Consider the following 17,047-nt stretch of genomic DNA (forward strand, 5'->3'; position numbering starts at 1 on the left):
TACGATAAATACCTGACGCACAGGCTGTGAACCTCGATCGACGCCAAGGTTCGACCGGCGTGCGAAAAGATGTCCGCCCACGAAAAAGCCCCGCCAGAATGCTCTGCGCGGGGCTTTTGAATCTGGTGTCCCAGGGCCGGTTCGAACGGCCAACCTTCCCCTTAGGAGGGGGATGCTCTATCCAATTGAGCTACTGGGACAAATGACAGCCATCGGGCCAATGGCGCTACGACGGACGGCGTGCATGTTAACGGCCGAGGTGAGTTTTGTCATGTCGTCCGTTGGCTTTTTGAGTGTAGGCCGATCCTGGGCCGCCGAATCACAGCGCGGCCCCGCAAACACGGGCGATGGGTGTCGTCGTGCAAAATGCACTACACCAAAATGCCAGCATTGCAAATTGCAACCTTTCAAACTTTAAATCGGGTTCAAGCTGTTGATTTTATTGATTTAATAGTTTGGCACGAGACCTGCAATACTTCCCTTGCAAACCCACTCAGCCACGGCGTTAAACGGAGAACATGACCATGAACAGTGCCATTCTGTTAGCCCTCAACACCGTAGCCCTGGCTGCCGTGGTGACGTTTCACTTTCAATCGACTGGCAGCGATGACCCTGCGCAAATAAGTCAGGCCATCCCCCATCACTTGCAGCAACGCCCACAGCTGGCGGTGATGACACCTGACGCGCAAGCGCCAGTGCGCCTGACCCAAGGCTCCCAGGCTGCACCTGCCACCGAACACTGGATTTTCTGAGGAAACCACTCATGACCAAATCTGGCTGGCTATTTTTGTGCCTGGCTGTCGTCACCGGTATTTATGGTCTGGATGCCGATACGCAAAACGTTCGACTCACGGCACTCATTGGGAGTGGCGCCAGTGCTTGCCTGCTGCTGTTGACCCTTGTCGTGGGTCGTCGCATCAAATTCGATCCGATCCTGCGTTAACCCCCTTCTTCCGCGCCTCGCGCCTACCTTACGTCGCCTCGCCTAGTAAATCAGCAAATTGCCACTAGTCTTAAAGATAAGGGCAAAAGGCCACTTTGCTATACGATGTGCGGCCTGAAAGCCTGCTGCGGCCTGGGTCTACGAGAAAAGCGTCTATCGGCATCTTTCGTAAAAAGTTTTCCAACCAGTCCGCAAAAATGCAAATGAGTGCTGGCATAAAGCCTTTAGGCAGTTCAATATTTGTCACAGAATTGACGCCAAGTAAATGGCAAATCTGAGGCATGATGCGGCCTCTTTGCAATTCGGGTTGAACTTTGGTCGTGAGCCTTGTCTTAACACACATCTTGCGGCTAATTCCAAAAACCGCTCCCCTGAACTAACCGGTTAAATATATGCGCCCATTGAAACAGGCAATTTATTCCAGCCGTACGGCTGACAAGTTCGTCGTACGTCTGCCAGACGGAATGCGGGAACGCATTGCCGAGGTGGCTCGCAATCATCACCGCAGCATGAACTCCGAAATCATCGCGCGCCTGGAACAGAGCCTCATTCAGGAAGGTGCGCTGGGCGACGAGTTGAGCATGCGCCTGGACAGCCCCGAGCTGTCGCTGCACGAACGCGAACTGCTGCAGCGTTTCCGTCAGCTCTCCCACCGCCAGCAAAATGCCCTCGTCTCGCTTATCGCGCACGACGTAGAGGCGGCCGCAGAAGCCAATTGATCTGCAACTGAAAGCCGAAGCCAGCCATGTGCTGGCTTTTTTTTGCCTGGAATTTGAAAGGACGATGCAAGGTGGGGGCAGATTTGCCCCCACAGGAAGGAATCAGAGCAGGAAGATTGTCGCCAGGCCGAGGAAGATAAAGAAGCCACCACTGTCGGTCATGGCCGTAATCATCACGCTGGCGCCCATGGCCGGATCGCGGCCGATGCGTGCCAGGGTCATGGGGATCAGCACCCCCATCAGCGCAGCCAACAGCAGGTTAAGGGTCATGGCGGCGGTCATCACTACCCCAAGCGACCAACTGCCGTAGAGCAAGTAGGCCACGACGCCGATCACCCCGCCCCAGACCAGGCCATTGATCAGGCCCACCGCCAATTCCTTGCGCAGCAAACGTGAGGAATTGGCGGTACTCACCTGATCCAGCGCCATCGCGCGTACGATCATGGTGATGGTCTGGTTACCGGAGTTACCGCCGATACCCGCCACAATCGGCATCAATGCCGCCAGCGCCACCAACTTCTCGATGGAGCCTTCGAACAGGCCGATCACCCGCGAAGCGATAAATGCGGTGATCAGGTTAACGGCCAGCCAGGCCCAGCGGTTATGCAGCGAACGCCAGACTGACGCAAAAATATCTTCCTCTTCACGCAAACCGGCCATGTTGAGGACTTCGGTTTCACTCTCTTCACGAATCAGGTCGACGATTTCATCGATGGTCAGACGGCCAATCAGCTTGCCGTTCTTGTCGACCACCGGCGCCGAGATCAAGTCATAACGCTCAAAAGCCTGGGCCGCGTCGTAGGCATCCTCGTCCGGGTGAAAGCTCACGGTGTCGCTGGCCATCAGGTCAGCAACTTTCTTCTCCGGATCGTTTACCAGCAAACGCTTGATCGGCAGCACGCCCTTGAGAATGCCTTCGTAATCAACCACGAACAGCTTGTCGGTGTGACCCGGCAATTCCTTGAGGCGACGCAAATAACGCAGCACCACTTCCAGGCTGACGTCTTCGCGGATGGTAACCATCTCGAAGTCCATCAGCGCACCGACCTGGTCCTCGTCGTAAGACAAGGCCGAACGCACACGCTCACGCTGCTGCGTGTCGAGCGCTTCCATCAGCTCATGGACAACATCACGGGGTAATTCAGGAGCCAGGTCGGCCAGCTCGTCGGCGTCCATCTCCTTGGCCGCGGCCAGGAGTTCATGATCGTCCATGTCGGCGATCAGGGTTTCACGGACCGAGTCGGATACTTCGAGCAGGATGTCGCCGTCGCGGTCGGCCTTGACCAACTGCCACAGGGTCAGTCGATCATCGAGCGGCAAGGCTTCGAGAATGTAGGCGACGTCGGCGGAGTGCAGGTCATCGAGCTTGCGCTGCAGCTCAACGAGGTTCTGCCGGTGGACCAGGCTTTCGACGCGGTCGTGGTGCGGACCTTCCTGGCGGTGCGTCAGGCCTTCGATAACGCGTTGGCGCTGCAGCAGCTCAATGACTTGAGCCAGGCGATCCTGCAGGCTTTCTTGTGTTTTCTTTACTTCAACTTCGGTCATAGGCGAACTCCACTCCCAGCAGCGGGGCACGCCGGAAGGATCAATCAGTCAATTCATGATTGGTAAAACGGGGTACTGAGTAACGACTGGGTAAGTCCATGGAGGTATTCCACAAGCCCCGGCGGGGCTGACGGGCGCAATGATACACCGCCCGGCCGCTTTTAACGTTAAAAAACTGGAAAGAACAAGCGCTTGCGAGACAAAGCTGAGCATTGGCCGCATCCATTCATTGCGACGACGCAGTCCGACGGGAAAACACATGAGAAGGGAGAAAAAGCGCCCATCCAGGATTTGGCCTACACAAACCCCAGACGGCAAAAAGCCCGCACTTGGCGGGCTTTTTGTTTGTATGGTGCACTCGACAGGATTCGAACCTGTGACCGCTCGGTTCGTAGCCGAGTACTCTATCCAGCTGAGCTACGAGTGCAGATTGTGTTTTTAAACCAGATCACAACTGGTTGGAGCCAAGCTACCTGCATTTCTGCAACTAACTCTTAAATGGTGCACTCGACAGGATTCGAACCTGTGACCGCTCGGTTCGTAGCCGAGTACTCTATCCAGCTGAGCTACGAGTGCATTTGTTGCCGCGCATTATAGGCCGTTCAATCTCTATGTAAAGCTATTTTTTCGTTGAGTTTCAACAACTTAGCGAAAAAACCAGATTGCAACGTACTAAGCAAATAATGGCGGAGAACGGGGGATTCGAACCCCCGACACCCTTTTGAGGTGTACTCCCTTAGCAGGGGAGCGCCTTCGGCCACTCGGCCAGCTCTCCGCAACACGGGGCGTATATTAACCACGTTCATCCCCGTTTGCAAACATAAAAAACGATAAAAATTAAAGGCTTGGTTCTTCGTCCTTCTCTTTCTTGATCCGCAGGTAGATTTCCTCGCGGTGGACCGCTACCTCTTTCGGAGCGTTAACCCCGATACGTACTTGATTGCCTTTGACGCCGAGCACGGTCACGGTGATTTCGCCATCACCGATAATCAAGCTTTCTGCGCACCGACGAGTCAGAATCAGCATACCTTTCTCCTCACGCATTTCATTTCAGGAACAACAGTCTGCAAAAAAAAGGCGCTCGAACTACAACCTGACGGTCATAGCCCTAACGGCCTAAGTATTGTCGAGCGCATGCAAAAGGCCATGCACCCCACAAAAAAATGAAAGGCGCGGCAAACCGCGCCTTCCTGGCATTGCCTCACTCGCCCTGTCGAGCAGGAGCATCCAGCTCAAAAGCGGTGTGCAGCGCGCGCACAGCCAGTTCCAGGTACTTTTCTTCGATCACCACCGAGACTTTGATTTCCGAAGTGGAGATCATCTGGATGTTGATGCTTTCCTTGGCCAGTGCGCCAAACATACGGCTGGCAACGCCGGCGTGGGAACGCATGCCCACACCCACGATCGAGACCTTGGCAATCTTGGTATCGCCGATCACTTCACGGGCGCCGATTTCGCTCGCGGTGTTCTCCAGGATTTTTAACGCCGCATCGTACTCGTTGCGGTGCACGGTGAAGGTGAAGTCGGTGGTGTTATCGTGCGAGACGTTCTGCACGATCATGTCGACTTCAACATTCGCATCGCTGATAGGGCCCAGAATCTTGAAAGCCACGCCCGGGGTGTCTGGCACGCCACGGATAGTCAGCTTGGCTTCATCGCGGTTGAAAGCGATGCCGGAAATGATCGGCTGTTCCATGGATTCCTCTTCATCAATAGTAATGAGGGTGCCCGGACCCTCTTTGAAGCTGTGCAATACGCGCAGCGGAACGTTGTACTTGCCGGCGAACTCCACCGCGCGAATCTGCAACACCTTGGAACCGAGGCTGGCCATTTCCAGCATCTCTTCAAAGGTGATCTTGTCCAGGCGCTGGGCCACGGACACCACACGCGGGTCGGTGGTATAGACGCCATCCACATCAGTGTAGATCTGGCATTCATCAGCCTTGAGGGCTGCCGCCAGGGCCACGCCGGTGGTGTCCGAACCGCCACGCCCGAGGGTGGTGATGTTGCCTTGCTCGTCCACACCCTGGAACCCCGCTACAACTACCACGCGGCCGGCCTTCAGATCAGTACGGATTTTCTGATCGTCGATCTGCAGGATGCGCGCCTTGGTATGTGCGCTGTCGGTGAGGATGCGCACCTGGCTGCCAGTGTAGGACACGGCCGGCACGCCACGCTTGTTCAGCGCCATGGCCAGCAAGGCGATGGTCACCTGCTCGCCGGTGGACACGATCACGTCCAGTTCCCGCGGCAGCGGTTGCTGGTCACCGCTGATGGCCTTGGCCAGATCGATCAGGCGATTGGTCTCGCCGCTCATGGCCGACAGCACCACGACCAGGTCATCGCCAGCATCGCGGAATTTCTTAACCTTGTCGGCCACCTGCTCGATTCTTTCGACAGAACCGACCGAGGTGCCTCCAAATTTCTGTACGATCAAAGCCATTTCTAAGCCGCCTCAGCCCGTAAAGGGGCGCCTAATATCCAATCAACCAGCACTGAACAGCCCGTGGCTGGGCCACGGGCCGGTTAACAGTGCCTTAAATACCTGCCTCGACAAACGGCACGGTCAGGGCGAGCGCCGCGTCCAGGGCGCCAGCGTCAACACCACCGCCTTGCGCCATATCCGGACGACCACCACCCTTCCCGCCCACCGCCGCAGCGGCTTGTTTCATCAAATCACCAGCCTTGAGTTGGCCAGTCAGGTCTTTGGTTACACCGGCAACCAGAACGACCTTATCCTCATGGACACTGCCGAGCAGGATCACTGCGCGGCCGAGCTTGTTCTTCAACTGATCGACCAAGGCCAACAGCGCCTTGCCGTCCTGACCGTCCAGGCGTGCCGCGAGGACCTTCACATCCTTGACGTCCACCGCAGAAGCCGACAGATCGTCGCCCGCCGCGCTGGCCGCCTTGGCCTGCAACTGCTCCAGCTGTTTCTCCAGGGCGCGGTTGCGCTCCAGTACGGCGGACAGTTTGTCGATCAGGTTGTCGCGGCTGCCCTTGACCAGGCTGGCCGCTTCCTTGAGTTGTTCTTCGCCCGCATTGAGGTAGGCCAGGGCCGCAGCACCAGTAACCGCTTCAATACGACGCACACCGGAGGCCACGCCACCTTCACTGATGATTTTCAGCAGGGCGATGTCGCCGGTGCGGTTGGCGTGGATACCGCCACACAGCTCCACCGAGAAGTCGCCGCCCATGCTCAATACGCGCACGCTGTCGCCATACTTCTCACCGAACAACGCCATGGCGCCCTTGGCCTTGGCAGTCTCGATATCGGTCTCTTGGGTTTCCACGGCCGTGTTCTTGCGAATCTCGGCGTTGACGATGTCTTCCAGGGCCTTGATCTGTTCAGGCTTGATCGCTTCAAAATGGCTGAAGTCGAAACGCAGGCGCTGACTGTCGACCAACGAGCCTTTCTGCTGAACATGCTCACCGAGCACCTGGCGCAGCGCGGCGTGCAGCAAGTGGGTGGCCGAGTGGTTCAGCGCGGTGGCATGGCGTACGTCGGCATCGACCTGAGTATCGACCGGTGCACCGACCGTCAAGTTGCCCAGCACCAAGACACCGTGATGCAGGAAAGCACCGCCGGTCTTGGTGGTGTCACGCACTTCAAAGCGACCGGAGGTCGAGCTCAGGAAGCCACAGTCACCGACCTGGCCACCGGACTCGGCGTAGAACGGCGTCTGGTCCAGGACCACCACCGCCTCATCGCCTTCGCTCAACACGTCGACCGACTTGCCGTCTTTATAGAGGGCAACGATCTTGGCCGCACCCACGGTCGCGTTGTAGCCGGTGAACTCGGTCGGCACGTCGACCTTGACCAGGCTGTTGTAGTCCAGGCCAAACGAACTGGCGGAACGCGCGCGCACGCGCTGGGCTTCCATCTCACGCTCAAAACCGGCTTCGTCGATGGTCAGCTCACGCTCACGGGCGATGTCGGCGGTCAGGTCCATCGGGAACCCGTAGGTGTCATACAGCTTGAACACCACGTCGCCCGGCACCACGGTGCCTTTGAGCTCGGCCAGGTCCTGCTCCAGGATCTTCAGGCCGTGTTCCAGGGTCTTGGAGAACTGCTCCTCCTCGGCCTTGAGCACGCGCTCGATGTTGCCCTGCTGCTGCTTGAGTTCCGGGAAGGCGTCGCCCATCTCGGCCACCAAGGCGGCCACGATCTTGTAGAAGAAGCTGCCGGTGGCGCCCAGCTTGTTACCGTGGCGGCAGGCGCGACGGATGATGCGGCGCAGCACATAACCACGGCCTTCGTTGGACGGCAGCACACCGTCGGCAATCAGGAAGCCGCAGGAACGGATGTGGTCCGACACCACCTTGAGCGAAGACTGGTTTTCATTGGCGCAGCCAATGGCCGCTGCCGACGCACTCAGCAGGTTGGTGAACAGATCGATTTCGTAGTTGGAATGCACATGCTGCATCACCGCACTGATCCGCTCCAGCCCCATGCCGGTATCCACCGACGGTGCCGGCAGCGGATGCAACACGCCGTCGGCGGTGCGGTTGAACTGCATGAACACGTTGTTCCATATCTCGATGTAACGGTCGCCGTCTTCTTCCGGCGAGCCCGGCGGGCCACCCCAGATGTCGGCGCCGTGATCGTAGAAAATCTCGGTGCACGGGCCGCACGGGCCGGTATCGCCCATGGTCCAGAAGTTATCGGAGGCGTACGGTGCGCCTTTGTTGTCGCCGATGCGGATCATACGCTCGACAGGCACGCCGATTTCCCGGGTCCAGATGTCATACGCTTCGTCGTCTGTCGCATAGACCGTGACCCAGAGTTTTTCCTTGGGCAGCTTCAACACACCGGTCAGGAAGGTCCAGGCGAAGGTAATCGCATCCTTCTTGAAATAGTCACCGAAGCTGAAGTTCCCCAGCATTTCGAAGAACGTGTGGTGACGAGCGGTGTAGCCGACGTTTTCCAGGTCACTGTTCTTGCCGCCGGCGCGTACGCACTTCTGACTGCTGGTGGCGCGGGTGTAGGCGCGCTTTTCCTGGCCCAGGAAGCAGTCCTTGAACTGGTTCATCCCCGCGTTGGTGAACAGCAGGGTTGGGTCATTGCCTGGGATCAAGGAGCTGGAGGGGACACGGGTGTGACCTTGCTCTTCGAAGAAGCGAAGGAAGGCTTCACGGATTTCTGCGCTTTTCATTAGGTTCTTCCACGGAGGCTGCGGCCAAAGGCCAGTGCGCAACATCATCAGACGGAGCGACGGCAAAAGGCCGCATTATATCGGCCCTTTGCCGGTGGTACAGCGTGTTTATGCGATAGAGCGATTCAATTAGACGGTCTGCAGGCTCATTTGCGCGAAAATTCGACGAATGTCCCGAGCACCTGTTCGATCTGCGCCCGACTGACATCCAGATGGGTCACCATGCGCAGGCGCGGCGCGGCGGTCAACCGGATCCCGCGTTCGGCGGCAAAAGCCTTCAACGCCTGGGCCTGGTCGCCGATCTGCACGTAGACCATGTTGGTCTGCACCGGCTCGATCTCATAACCGGCCTTGCGCAACTCGTCCCCCAGCCATTGTGCATTGGCGTGGTCGTCGGCCAGGCGCTGTACCTGGTGATCCAGGGCATACAAACCCGCCGCCGCCAGGTAACCGGCCTGGCGCATGCCACCGCCGACCATCTTGCGCAACCGCCGTGCCTTGGCGATCAACGCCGTGGAACCACACAGCACCGAGCCGATCGGCGCGCCGAGGCCCTTGGACAGGCACACCGACACCGAATCGAAATGCTGGGCGATCTGCCGCGCATCCACCCCCAGCTTGACCGCCGCGTTGTAAATACGTGCACCGTCCAAATGCAGGGCCAGGCCATGCTCACGGGTAAACGCCCGCGCCCTGGCCAGGTATTCCAGCGGCAGTACCTTGCCCTGCATGGTGTTTTCCAGGGCCAGCAGGCGGGTGCGGGCGAAGTGGAAATCGTCGGGCTTGATCGCCGCCAGCACCTGGTCCAGGTCAAGGGAGCCGTCCGCCTGCACCTCCAGCGGCTGCGGCTGGATCGACCCCAGCACCGCCGCGCCACCGCCTTCGTATTTGTAGGTGTGGGCCTGCTGGCCGACGATGTATTCCTCGCCGCGTTCACAGTGGGCCATCAGCGCCAGCAGGTTGCTCATGGTGCCCGTCGGCACGAACAACGCCGCGGCAAACCCCAGGCGCTTGGCCAGTTCGGCTTCCAGCAGATTGACACTGGGGTCTTCACCATAGACATCATCACCGCTGGCGGCTGAGGCCATCGCGTCGAGCATGCCGGGGGTGGGTTGGGTCACGGTGTCGCTGCGCAGGTCGATCATAGACATGAAACGGGCCTCTAACGGGTTGGAAAAGTCCTTTTGTGAGTGATTACTGCGGGCAAACCCGCGGAATATCAAGCCCTGGCTGCATTCAATCGAATACCCACCAAACAAACCGATATAGCTTATCGATACGACGATCGTGCAGTTTCTGAAAAACCGTGTTAAAAACTCTTCGCCGCCAGGGTTCTGGCGGCAACGTTCTCAGGGCGGGGTGCAATTCCCCACCGGCGGTAATTGCACGCAATGTGCATAGCCCGCGAGCGCTTGGCGCCTCGAACTGCTCACGCAGGACGGCGACAAGGTCAGCAGACCCGGTGTGATCCCGGGGCCGACGGTCATAGTCCGGATGAAGAGAGAACGGGATTGGCACCTAAGGGCCGCACGCTGAACTCATGCCCGCATGACGCCGCGCGTTCGTACCCTTAAATCCCATTCGATTCATAACGCCCTGTTTTTTTCTTAAACAGGAGTCAGAACATGCAACCCACCGCTATCGACAGCAAAAGCAAAAACCATCACGGCGAGCGCGTCGCGTTTATCCAGGCCTGCTGGCACAAGGATATTGTCGACCAATCCCGCAAAGGCTTCCTCGCCGAAATGATCGCCCAGGGCTACCAGGAATCGGACATCGATTTCTTCGAAGTCGGCGGCGCCTTTGAAATGCCTCTGCACGCCAAGCTTCTGGCCAAGACTGGCCGTTACGCCGGTATCGTCGCCGCCGCGCTGGTGGTGGACGGCGGCATCTACCGCCACGAATTCGTCGCCCAATCGGTGGTCAGCGGCCTGATGCAGGTGCAGTTGGAAACCGAAGTGCCAGTGTTTTCGGTGTCCCTGACCCCGCACCACTTCCACGCCGGCAGCGAGCACCACACCTTTTTCTACGAGCACTTCGTGCACAAGGGCCAGGAAGCCGCGCGCACCTGCGCCGACACCCTGCACAAAGTACGCGCGATACGTCGCAGCGAGCCACGCGCGCTAGCCGTTTAAGCAACACCGCAAAAACAGATGTGGGAGCGGGCTTGCTCGCGAAAGCGGTGTATCAGTCACAGCAACGTTGACTGACATTCCGCATTCGCGATCAAGCCCGCTCCCACATTGAGGTCCTGCCCGGCCTCAGGATTTATACCAGGCCCGCGTCCGTGGTCGGCACGATCAATATCCCGGCACGCAAGCCGTTCTTGACCTTCGGGTTGGGGAAGATGATGCGTGCGCCCTCCTCCTCGATCACCCAGCGCGTCTTGGCCACATCTTCGGCGAGCAAATAACCCTTCTCCAATTCCGAAAAGTTTTCCACGTCTACCGGCAGGTGCAGCAGGAAGGCGTCGCTGTGCTTGATGACTTCCCGCGCCACAGCGAACAGCTGCAGACCATCGAGGCTGTCAGCCTCAGGCTCGGAGCCTTCGATGATCTGTTTCAGGCGCAGCTCCAGGCGTGAAACGTCCACCCCCTGGTTTTGCCCGAACGGCCGCGCCTTGCCCAATTCCAGGGTGAAGGCCTCGGCGTCCAACTGCTCGTAGGTAAAGGCCGAGAAGGTGATCGAGGCCTTGTTCTGCATCAGCACCGCCTCCATGCCGGCCGCGCGCAGGCGCGCAAGCTCACGCCGCGAATGCTGGCGCCCTTCCTTCCACGGGTACAGGGCAAACTGCTCGATCTTCGACCCCCGAATAGCGGTGTGCAGGTCGTAATGCAGGCGCGAACGGCCCGGCAGGCTGAAGAAACTGCGGGCCAGTTGCTCAAGCTCTGCGGCCCGCATGGCTTCGGGGCCGATGTTTTTTTCATGACGGCCGTTGAACAGCCGATTGATATCCAGTTCAAGGTAACGCTCACCGCGACGCATGGCCTCGGGGTTACCGAACAGGAACAGAATACGAGAGCGGGGTTTGATCTCCCCACGGGCGATGCCATGCAACAGGCGGTCGAGCAACTCGATCGGCGCGGTTTCGTTGCCATGGATGCCGGACGACAGCAGCAGGTCGCTGCCGTTGTCCCGTGCTTGCGGCGGGCGCACTTCAAGTGCGCCCTCGCTGAGCCAGCGCATCTGCACGCCGTCGACAGTCAGTTGAATTTTTTGCGCCGGTTCACGACCGGCGAGGGTCAGTTCAAGCAGTTTGCCGAGGGCGAGCATAAGCAGCTTCCTTAGTGGTTGCAGCCAGGACCGTGGACGTGATCGTCGTCATCACCGTCGACGTCGGCCGGTTCCATTTCCAGTTGCAGGCTCATCAGGTTGGTGGCCAATGGGCGCATCAGCAGGTTGGCGTACTCAACGTCGCCTTCCTCCACGTCCACGCCGATCAGCAGTTGGCCACGGCCGTCGTGCTGGATCCAGATCTCCTTGCCCTGCCAGACCACGGCGACGCGGGTGCAGGAGGTTTCCAGCTGGGTGCCGTCGGTGTCTTCAAGAATCAGTTTCAGGGTGTCGGTGCTCATAAATAACTCTCAGCCCTAGGGCGCAAAATGAAGTGGTGTCAATTGATCTGGAAAGGATAAACCGAGCCCAGTTTAAGGATTTGCGTCAGTTCATCCAATGCCGTCCGGCACTCGATCAGCAATTGCGGGTCAGCCAGGTCGGTTTCGCTCAGGCTGTCGCGGTAGTGCTTGTCGACCCATTGGGTCAGCGTTTCGTACAACGGCGCGGTCATGATAACCCCAGGGTTCACCGCCGCCAGTTCGGTTTGGTTCAGTGCCACACGCAAGCGCAGGCACGCCGGGCCACCGCCATTTTGCATACTTTGCTTGAGGTCGAACACCTTCACTTCGCGGATCAGCCCACCCGAAGCGGTCAGGCCTTGCAGGTAGTGCCACACGCGTTCGTTGGCGTGGCACTCTTCGGGCACGATCAGCAGCATCGAGCCGTCAGGGCGGGTCAGCAACTGGCTGTTGAACAGGTAGGAACGTACCGCGTCCTCGACGCTGACCTGGGCACGTGGCACGCACACCGACTGGAAGTTGCCGCCCAGCTTGCCCAACTTGCCTTGCAGCTCGGCCAGCATCTGTTCGGTATGGAGGAACGCGTCCTCGTGATAGAACAGCACTTCGCCGTTGCCCACCGCGATCACGTCGTTATGGAACACACCGGCATCGATCACCGCCGGGTTCTGCTGGGCGTAGACCACGCCGTCATCACGCAGGCCATGCAGGCGCGCAACTGCCTGGGACGCTTCGAGGGTCTGGCGCGCCGGGTACTTGTGCGGCGCCGGGTAACGGGTGTCGAACGCACTGCGGCCGAACACGAAGAACTCCACCCCCGCCTCGCCGTAGTCACGGCAGAACCGCGTGTGGTTGGCCGCGCCTTCGTCGCCGAACTGCGCCACCGCCGGCAAGGCGGCGTGGTGGGCAAAGTGTTTCTGTTCGGCAAACATCGCCCCCAGCACGCGGCTGGTGGTGGGGTGTTCGATGCTGCGGTGGTATTTGCAGTTGAGGTTGGCGGCGGTGAAATGCACACGGCCATCGGCGGTGTCGGCACTCGGGCTGACGGTGGCGGCATTGGCCACCCACATGCTCGACGCCGAGCAGCTCGCCACCAGCAACGGCATGGCCTGCCTGGCCGCCTGCCCGATCACCTGCGCATCGCTGCCGCTGAAGCCGAGGTTGCGCAGGGCCGCCACGTCCGGGCGTTCCTGGGGTGCGAGCACGCCTTGCACAAAGCCCATGTCCATCAGGGCTTTCATTTTACGCAGGCCCTGCAACGCCGCTTCCTTGGGGTTGGAAGACTGCTGGCTGTTGCTCTGGGACGCGACGTTGCCATAGGACAAACCGCCGTAGTTATGGGTCGGCCCCACTAGACCGTCAAAATTGACTTCATAGGATTTCATCGGCGAGGCTCCACGTACATCTGTTTTTATAGGCAATTTTCAGCACACCACAGATCGAATGAGGGAGCGGGCTTGCTCGCGAAAGCTATTGGACCAGTCACCTGATGTATCAACTGACAGAGCGCATTCGCGAGCAAGCCCGCTCCCATATTTTCAGATCAGTGTAATGCCCGGGGTCAGTGTGGCCGGCACTACCAGGCTCGGCGTTTCAAGCGAAGCCACCGGGTACGCGCAATAATCCGCCGCATAATAGGCACTGGCGCGGTGGTTGCCCGAGGCCCCTACCCCACCGAACGGCGCGGTGCTGGCGGCGCCGGTCAGTTGTTTGTTCCAGTTGACGATACCGGCGCGGCTTTCCAGCCAGAACTGCTGGTAACGCGCTTCGGAATCGGACAACAAGCCAGCGGCCAGGCCGTATCGGGTGTTGTTGGCCTCGGTGATCGCCCCCGCGAAATCAGCGTAGCGAATCACCTGCAACAACGGGCCGAACAGCTCTTCGTCTTCACGCTCGGCCACACCGGTCACATCGATGATGCCGGGGGTCAGCAAGGCGGCCTGGTCCCGGGGCTGGGTCATTTCCAACAACGCCACGGCGCCATTGGCCAACATCAGCGCCTGGGCGTCCATCAAGGCTTTTGCCGCGCCCAGGGAAATCACCGAGCCCATGAACGGCGCCGGTTGCTGGTCGAATGCGCCCACTTCAATCGTCGCACTGACCGCCACCAGGCGCGCCAGCAAGGCGTCACCCCAGGCACCTTCCGGCACCAGCAGGCGACGGGCACAGGTGCAGCGCTGGCCAGCGGAAATAAACGCCGACTGGATAATGGTGTAGACCGCCGCATCCACGTCGGCCACTTCGTCTACCACCAGCGGGTTGTTGCCACCCATTTCCAGGGCGAGGATCTTGTCCGGGCGCCCGGCGAACTGCTGGTGCAGGTGATTGCCGGTGCGGCTGGAGCCGGTGAAGAACAGACCGTCGATACCCGGGTTGGCCGCCAGGGCGATGCCGGTTTCCCGCGCACCTTGCAGCAGGTTCAACACGCCGGCCGGCAAACCGGCCTCGATCCAGCATTGCACAGTCAGCTCGGCGACTTTGGGGGTCAGCTCGCTGGGCTTGAACAACACGGTATTGCCCGCCAGCAGCGCCGGAACGATATGCCCGTTCGGCAAGTGCCCAGGGAAGTTGTACGGCCCGAACACCGCCACCACGCCGTGGGGCTTGTGGCGCAGCACGGCGGTGGCGTCGCCCAGCGGGCCGCTCTTCTCGCCGGTGCGTTCGCGGTAGCTTTGCACCGAGATCGCAATCTTGTTGGCCATGCTGGTGACTTCGGTGGCCGACTCCCACAGCGGCTTACCGGTTTCCTCGCCAATGCAGCGAGCGATTTCGTCGGCACGGTTTTTCAGGGCCGTGGCAAAGGCTTCCAGCACGTTGATGCGCTCTTCCAGCGAACGCCTGGCCCAGGCCGGAAACGCCTGGCGCGCGGCCTGCACGGCGGACTCGACCTGCTCGACGGTGGCGCCGTTACCCGCCCACAGCACCTGCTGGGTCACCGGGTTACGCGATTCAAACAGCTCACCCTGGCCAGCCAGCCAGCTCCCTGCGATATACAGCGAATTCATTATTTCGACTCCCGTGCAGCAGATAACGGTACCGCGCGCACTTGATCACCCACCACCAGTTGCAGGCGCTTGGCGGTCAGTGGATCGACCACCAGCGTGCCGGCCGCCAGGCGGGCCGGTGCGGCGGTGATGCGGCAGTCTTCGCGCTTGCGGTTATGGATCAGGAACGGCGTGGCGTCGTCCCCCGGCGTGCCGATGGCGAGCACCAGCGACTGGCTGTCGCGCACCGCACGGATCTTGCTGGTCTCACATTCCACCGCCGGGCCGGCGTCGAAAATATCGACATAGCCCTGGTAGCTGAAGCCTTCGCTCTTGAGCATGCTCAGGGCTGGCTCGGTATCCGGATGGACCCTGCCGATCACGTTGCGCGCGTCCTCGGACAGGAAGCAGCTGTACAGCGGAAACTTCGGCATCAGCTCGGCGATAAACGCCTTGTTGCCCACGCCGGTGAGATAGTCGGCCTGGCTGAATTCCATCTTGAAGAAATGCCGGCCCAGGCTTTCCCAGAACGGCGAACGCCCCGCCTCGTTGGACACACCGCGCATCTCGGCGATGATCTTGCTGCCGAACAGCTGCGGGAACTCAGCGATGAACAGCAGGCGCGCCTTGGCCAGCATGCGGCCGTTGAGGCCGTTGCGGTAATCGGCGTGCAAAAACAACGAGCACAGCTCGGAATTGCCGGTGAGGTCGTTGGCCAGAAACAGCGTCGGAATCTCGCGGTAGATATTCAGCTCCTGGGAAGCGCTGACCGTCAGGCCCACCCGGAAGTTGTACCAGGGCTCACGCAGACCCACGGCACCGGCGATGGCGGAAATCCCCACCACGCGGCCTTCGTCGTTTTCCAGCACGAACAGGTAGTCGGCATCCCCGCGCCCGGCGTCGCCGCGAAAGGTTTTTTCCGCCCAGCCCACCCGGTGGGTCAGGCGCTCTTCGTTGGCCGGCAAGGTCGTGAGGCCGGTGCCGGTGCTGCGCGCCAGATCAATCAGGGCCGGTAAATCGCTGCTGCGTACGGGACGAACGATCATGCTATCTCCTCAAACGGGCCGCTGTGACGCCACCCGCGAAACTCTCGAATGCTTTAAACCGCCACCAGGCGCACGCTGGCACCTTCGCCAACACCCAGGGCTTCGGCCGCGGCCAGGTCCAGGGTCACCGGTTTGCCGGGCGCGTAGTCCAGCTCCAGCATCACGGCGCGGTAATCCTGCAACTGCGCGTTGCTCACCAGGTACTGGCGGCCAACCCCCTTGACCATCTCGCCGATCTTCACCGGCACCACGCGGCTCTGGGCGATCGAGCGAATGCCCGAAACCCGTGCGTGCAGCGTCGGGCCGCCGTCGAAGATGTCGATGTAGTGGTCAGTCTCGAAGCCTTCACGCATCAGGATGTCGAAGGTGATCTGCGCACGTGGGTGCACCTGGCCCATGGCTTCCTGGGCTTCGTCCGGCAGCAGCGGCACGTAGATCGGGTAATGGGGCATCAGCTCGGCGAGGAAGGTGCGGCTTTTCAGCCCGCACAGGCGCTCGGCGGCAGCGTAGTTGAGGTCGAAGAAGTTGCGGCCGATGGCGTCCCAGAACGGCGAGTCACCGTTCTCGTCGCTGTAGCCGACTATCTCGGTCACCACCGAATCGGCAAAGCGCTCGGGGTGGCTGGCGACGAACAACAGGCGGCCACGGGAATTGAGTTCCGACCACGGCGAACCGACCAGCTCGGGCACCACATAGAAGCTGGTGAGCAGGCTGTTGCCGGTGAGGTCGTGGCACTGGGAAAGCACGTGGATCTTGTTGTGGATCTTCAGCTCGCGGGAGGCGTGCACAAAGGTTTCGTTACGGAAGCTGTAGAACGGTTCCGAGTAGCCGGCCGACGCCACGATGGCCGAGCAACCGGCGAGCTTGCCGGTCTCGGTGTCTTCGAGCACGAAGAAATAGCTTTCTTCGCCGTTGAAACTGACCTCGGCGGCGAAGGACGCTTCGCTGGCGGCAATCTTATCGCTCAGGCGTTCCACGTCATCCGGCAAGGAGGTGACACCAATCGGGCTGTCCGCGGCCAGACGCTGTACCTCGCCCAGATCAGCCATTTGCGCAGGGCGCATCACCAGCATGGTGTC

Annotated in this window: 15 protein-coding genes, 4 tRNA genes and 1 riboswitch; of the genes, 4 read left to right on the plus strand and 15 right to left on the minus strand. The window is 60.1% G+C overall.

All coding sequences use genetic code 11. The features are described from left to right. Nucleotides 1-123: 123 nt before the first annotated feature. Nucleotides 124-200, minus strand: a tRNA-Arg gene (locus AB4O05_RS25770). 324 nt (nucleotides 201-524) lie between these two features. On the opposite strand from AB4O05_RS25770, the gene AB4O05_RS25775 reads away from it, so the two are divergent. The 3 genes from AB4O05_RS25775 (at nucleotide 525) to AB4O05_RS25785 (ending at nucleotide 1,662) form a co-directional block, all read left to right on the plus strand. Beyond that, the gene (locus AB4O05_RS25775) at nucleotides 525-752 is read left to right on the plus strand and encodes a hypothetical protein (RefSeq protein ID WP_460134615.1); all 228 of its coding nucleotides are present in this window, start codon (nucleotides 525-527) and stop codon (nucleotides 750-752) included. 11 nt (nucleotides 753-763) lie between these two features. Then, complete coding sequence (locus AB4O05_RS25780; protein ID WP_460134613.1) at nucleotides 764-943, plus strand: PA3371 family protein; 180 nt, start codon at nucleotides 764-766, stop codon at nucleotides 941-943. A 392-nt stretch (nucleotides 944-1,335) separates the two neighbouring features. After that, nucleotides 1,336-1,662, plus strand: coding sequence for an Arc family DNA-binding protein (locus tag AB4O05_RS25785; RefSeq protein ID WP_003175643.1), 327 nt, complete (start codon nucleotides 1,336-1,338; stop codon nucleotides 1,660-1,662). Nucleotides 1,663-1,764: 102 nt separating this feature from the next. Here the strand turns inward: AB4O05_RS25785 and mgtE are convergent, their stop codons facing one another. The 8 genes from mgtE to ltaE all read right to left on the minus strand — a co-directional run bounded on the left by mgtE (nucleotide 1,765) and on the right by ltaE (nucleotide 9,514). Next, nucleotides 1,765-3,207 (minus strand): magnesium transporter, encoded by a 1,443-nt coding sequence (mgtE, locus tag AB4O05_RS25790; protein WP_460134611.1) that lies wholly within the window; start codon nucleotides 3,205-3,207, stop codon nucleotides 1,765-1,767. Between the two features lie 350 nt (nucleotides 3,208-3,557). Continuing rightward, nucleotides 3,558-3,634 (minus strand) — tRNA-Arg (locus tag AB4O05_RS25795). Between the two features lie 72 nt (nucleotides 3,635-3,706). Beyond that, a tRNA-Arg gene (locus AB4O05_RS25800) sits at nucleotides 3,707-3,783 on the minus strand. 108 nt (nucleotides 3,784-3,891) lie between these two features. After that, a tRNA-Ser gene (locus AB4O05_RS25805) sits at nucleotides 3,892-3,982 on the minus strand. Between the two features lie 62 nt (nucleotides 3,983-4,044). Further along, nucleotides 4,045-4,233 (minus strand): carbon storage regulator CsrA, encoded by a 189-nt coding sequence (gene csrA / locus AB4O05_RS25810; protein ID WP_003175645.1) that lies wholly within the window; start codon nucleotides 4,231-4,233, stop codon nucleotides 4,045-4,047. A gap of 175 nt (nucleotides 4,234-4,408) precedes the next feature. Then, complete coding sequence (locus AB4O05_RS25815; RefSeq protein ID WP_460134610.1) at nucleotides 4,409-5,650, minus strand: aspartate kinase; 1,242 nt, start codon at nucleotides 5,648-5,650, stop codon at nucleotides 4,409-4,411. Between the two features lie 94 nt (nucleotides 5,651-5,744). Next, nucleotides 5,745-8,363: an alanine--tRNA ligase gene (gene alaS, locus AB4O05_RS25820; RefSeq protein WP_460134608.1), complete on the minus strand. Its 2,619-nt coding sequence runs from the start codon at nucleotides 8,361-8,363 to the stop codon at nucleotides 5,745-5,747. A gap of 146 nt (nucleotides 8,364-8,509) precedes the next feature. After that, nucleotides 8,510-9,514 (minus strand): low-specificity L-threonine aldolase, encoded by a 1,005-nt coding sequence (ltaE, locus tag AB4O05_RS25825; RefSeq protein ID WP_460134605.1) that lies wholly within the window; start codon nucleotides 9,512-9,514, stop codon nucleotides 8,510-8,512. Between the two features lie 190 nt (nucleotides 9,515-9,704). Continuing rightward, nucleotides 9,705-9,874, plus strand: a riboswitch (FMN riboswitch). Nucleotides 9,875-9,988: 114 nt separating this feature from the next. Between ltaE and AB4O05_RS25830 the strand changes: the two genes are divergently transcribed. Further along, on the plus strand, nucleotides 9,989-10,498 hold the full coding sequence (locus AB4O05_RS25830) for a 6,7-dimethyl-8-ribityllumazine synthase (protein WP_064453790.1): 510 nt from the start codon (nucleotides 9,989-9,991) through the stop codon (nucleotides 10,496-10,498). Between the two features lie 133 nt (nucleotides 10,499-10,631). Here the strand turns inward: AB4O05_RS25830 and astE are convergent, their stop codons facing one another. From astE to aruF, 6 genes are all read right to left on the minus strand, one after another. Beyond that, complete coding sequence (astE, locus tag AB4O05_RS25835) at nucleotides 10,632-11,636, minus strand: succinylglutamate desuccinylase (RefSeq protein WP_460134603.1); 1,005 nt, start codon at nucleotides 11,634-11,636, stop codon at nucleotides 10,632-10,634. An 11-nt stretch (nucleotides 11,637-11,647) separates the two neighbouring features. Beyond that, on the minus strand, nucleotides 11,648-11,938 hold the full coding sequence (locus AB4O05_RS25840) for a topoisomerase II (RefSeq protein ID WP_460134602.1): 291 nt from the start codon (nucleotides 11,936-11,938) through the stop codon (nucleotides 11,648-11,650). A 38-nt stretch (nucleotides 11,939-11,976) separates the two neighbouring features. Continuing rightward, nucleotides 11,977-13,323: an N-succinylarginine dihydrolase gene (astB, locus tag AB4O05_RS25845; RefSeq protein WP_460134601.1), complete on the minus strand. Its 1,347-nt coding sequence runs from the start codon at nucleotides 13,321-13,323 to the stop codon at nucleotides 11,977-11,979. 153 nt (nucleotides 13,324-13,476) lie between these two features. Beyond that, nucleotides 13,477-14,946, minus strand: coding sequence for a succinylglutamate-semialdehyde dehydrogenase (gene astD, locus AB4O05_RS25850; protein WP_460137744.1), 1,470 nt, complete (start codon nucleotides 14,944-14,946; stop codon nucleotides 13,477-13,479). Further along, the gene (gene astA, locus AB4O05_RS25855) at nucleotides 14,943-15,968 is read right to left on the minus strand and encodes an arginine N-succinyltransferase (RefSeq protein ID WP_460134599.1); all 1,026 of its coding nucleotides are present in this window, start codon (nucleotides 15,966-15,968) and stop codon (nucleotides 14,943-14,945) included. Before astA ends, astD begins: the two co-directional genes overlap by 4 nt. Nucleotides 15,969-16,021: 53 nt before the next feature. Then, the gene (gene aruF / locus AB4O05_RS25860; protein ID WP_003175655.1) at nucleotides 16,022-17,041 is read right to left on the minus strand and encodes an arginine/ornithine succinyltransferase subunit alpha; all 1,020 of its coding nucleotides are present in this window, start codon (nucleotides 17,039-17,041) and stop codon (nucleotides 16,022-16,024) included. Between the last annotated feature and the right edge of the window lie 6 nt (nucleotides 17,042-17,047).

The sequence above is a fragment of the Pseudomonas sp. S1_G07 genome (assembly GCF_054668565.1).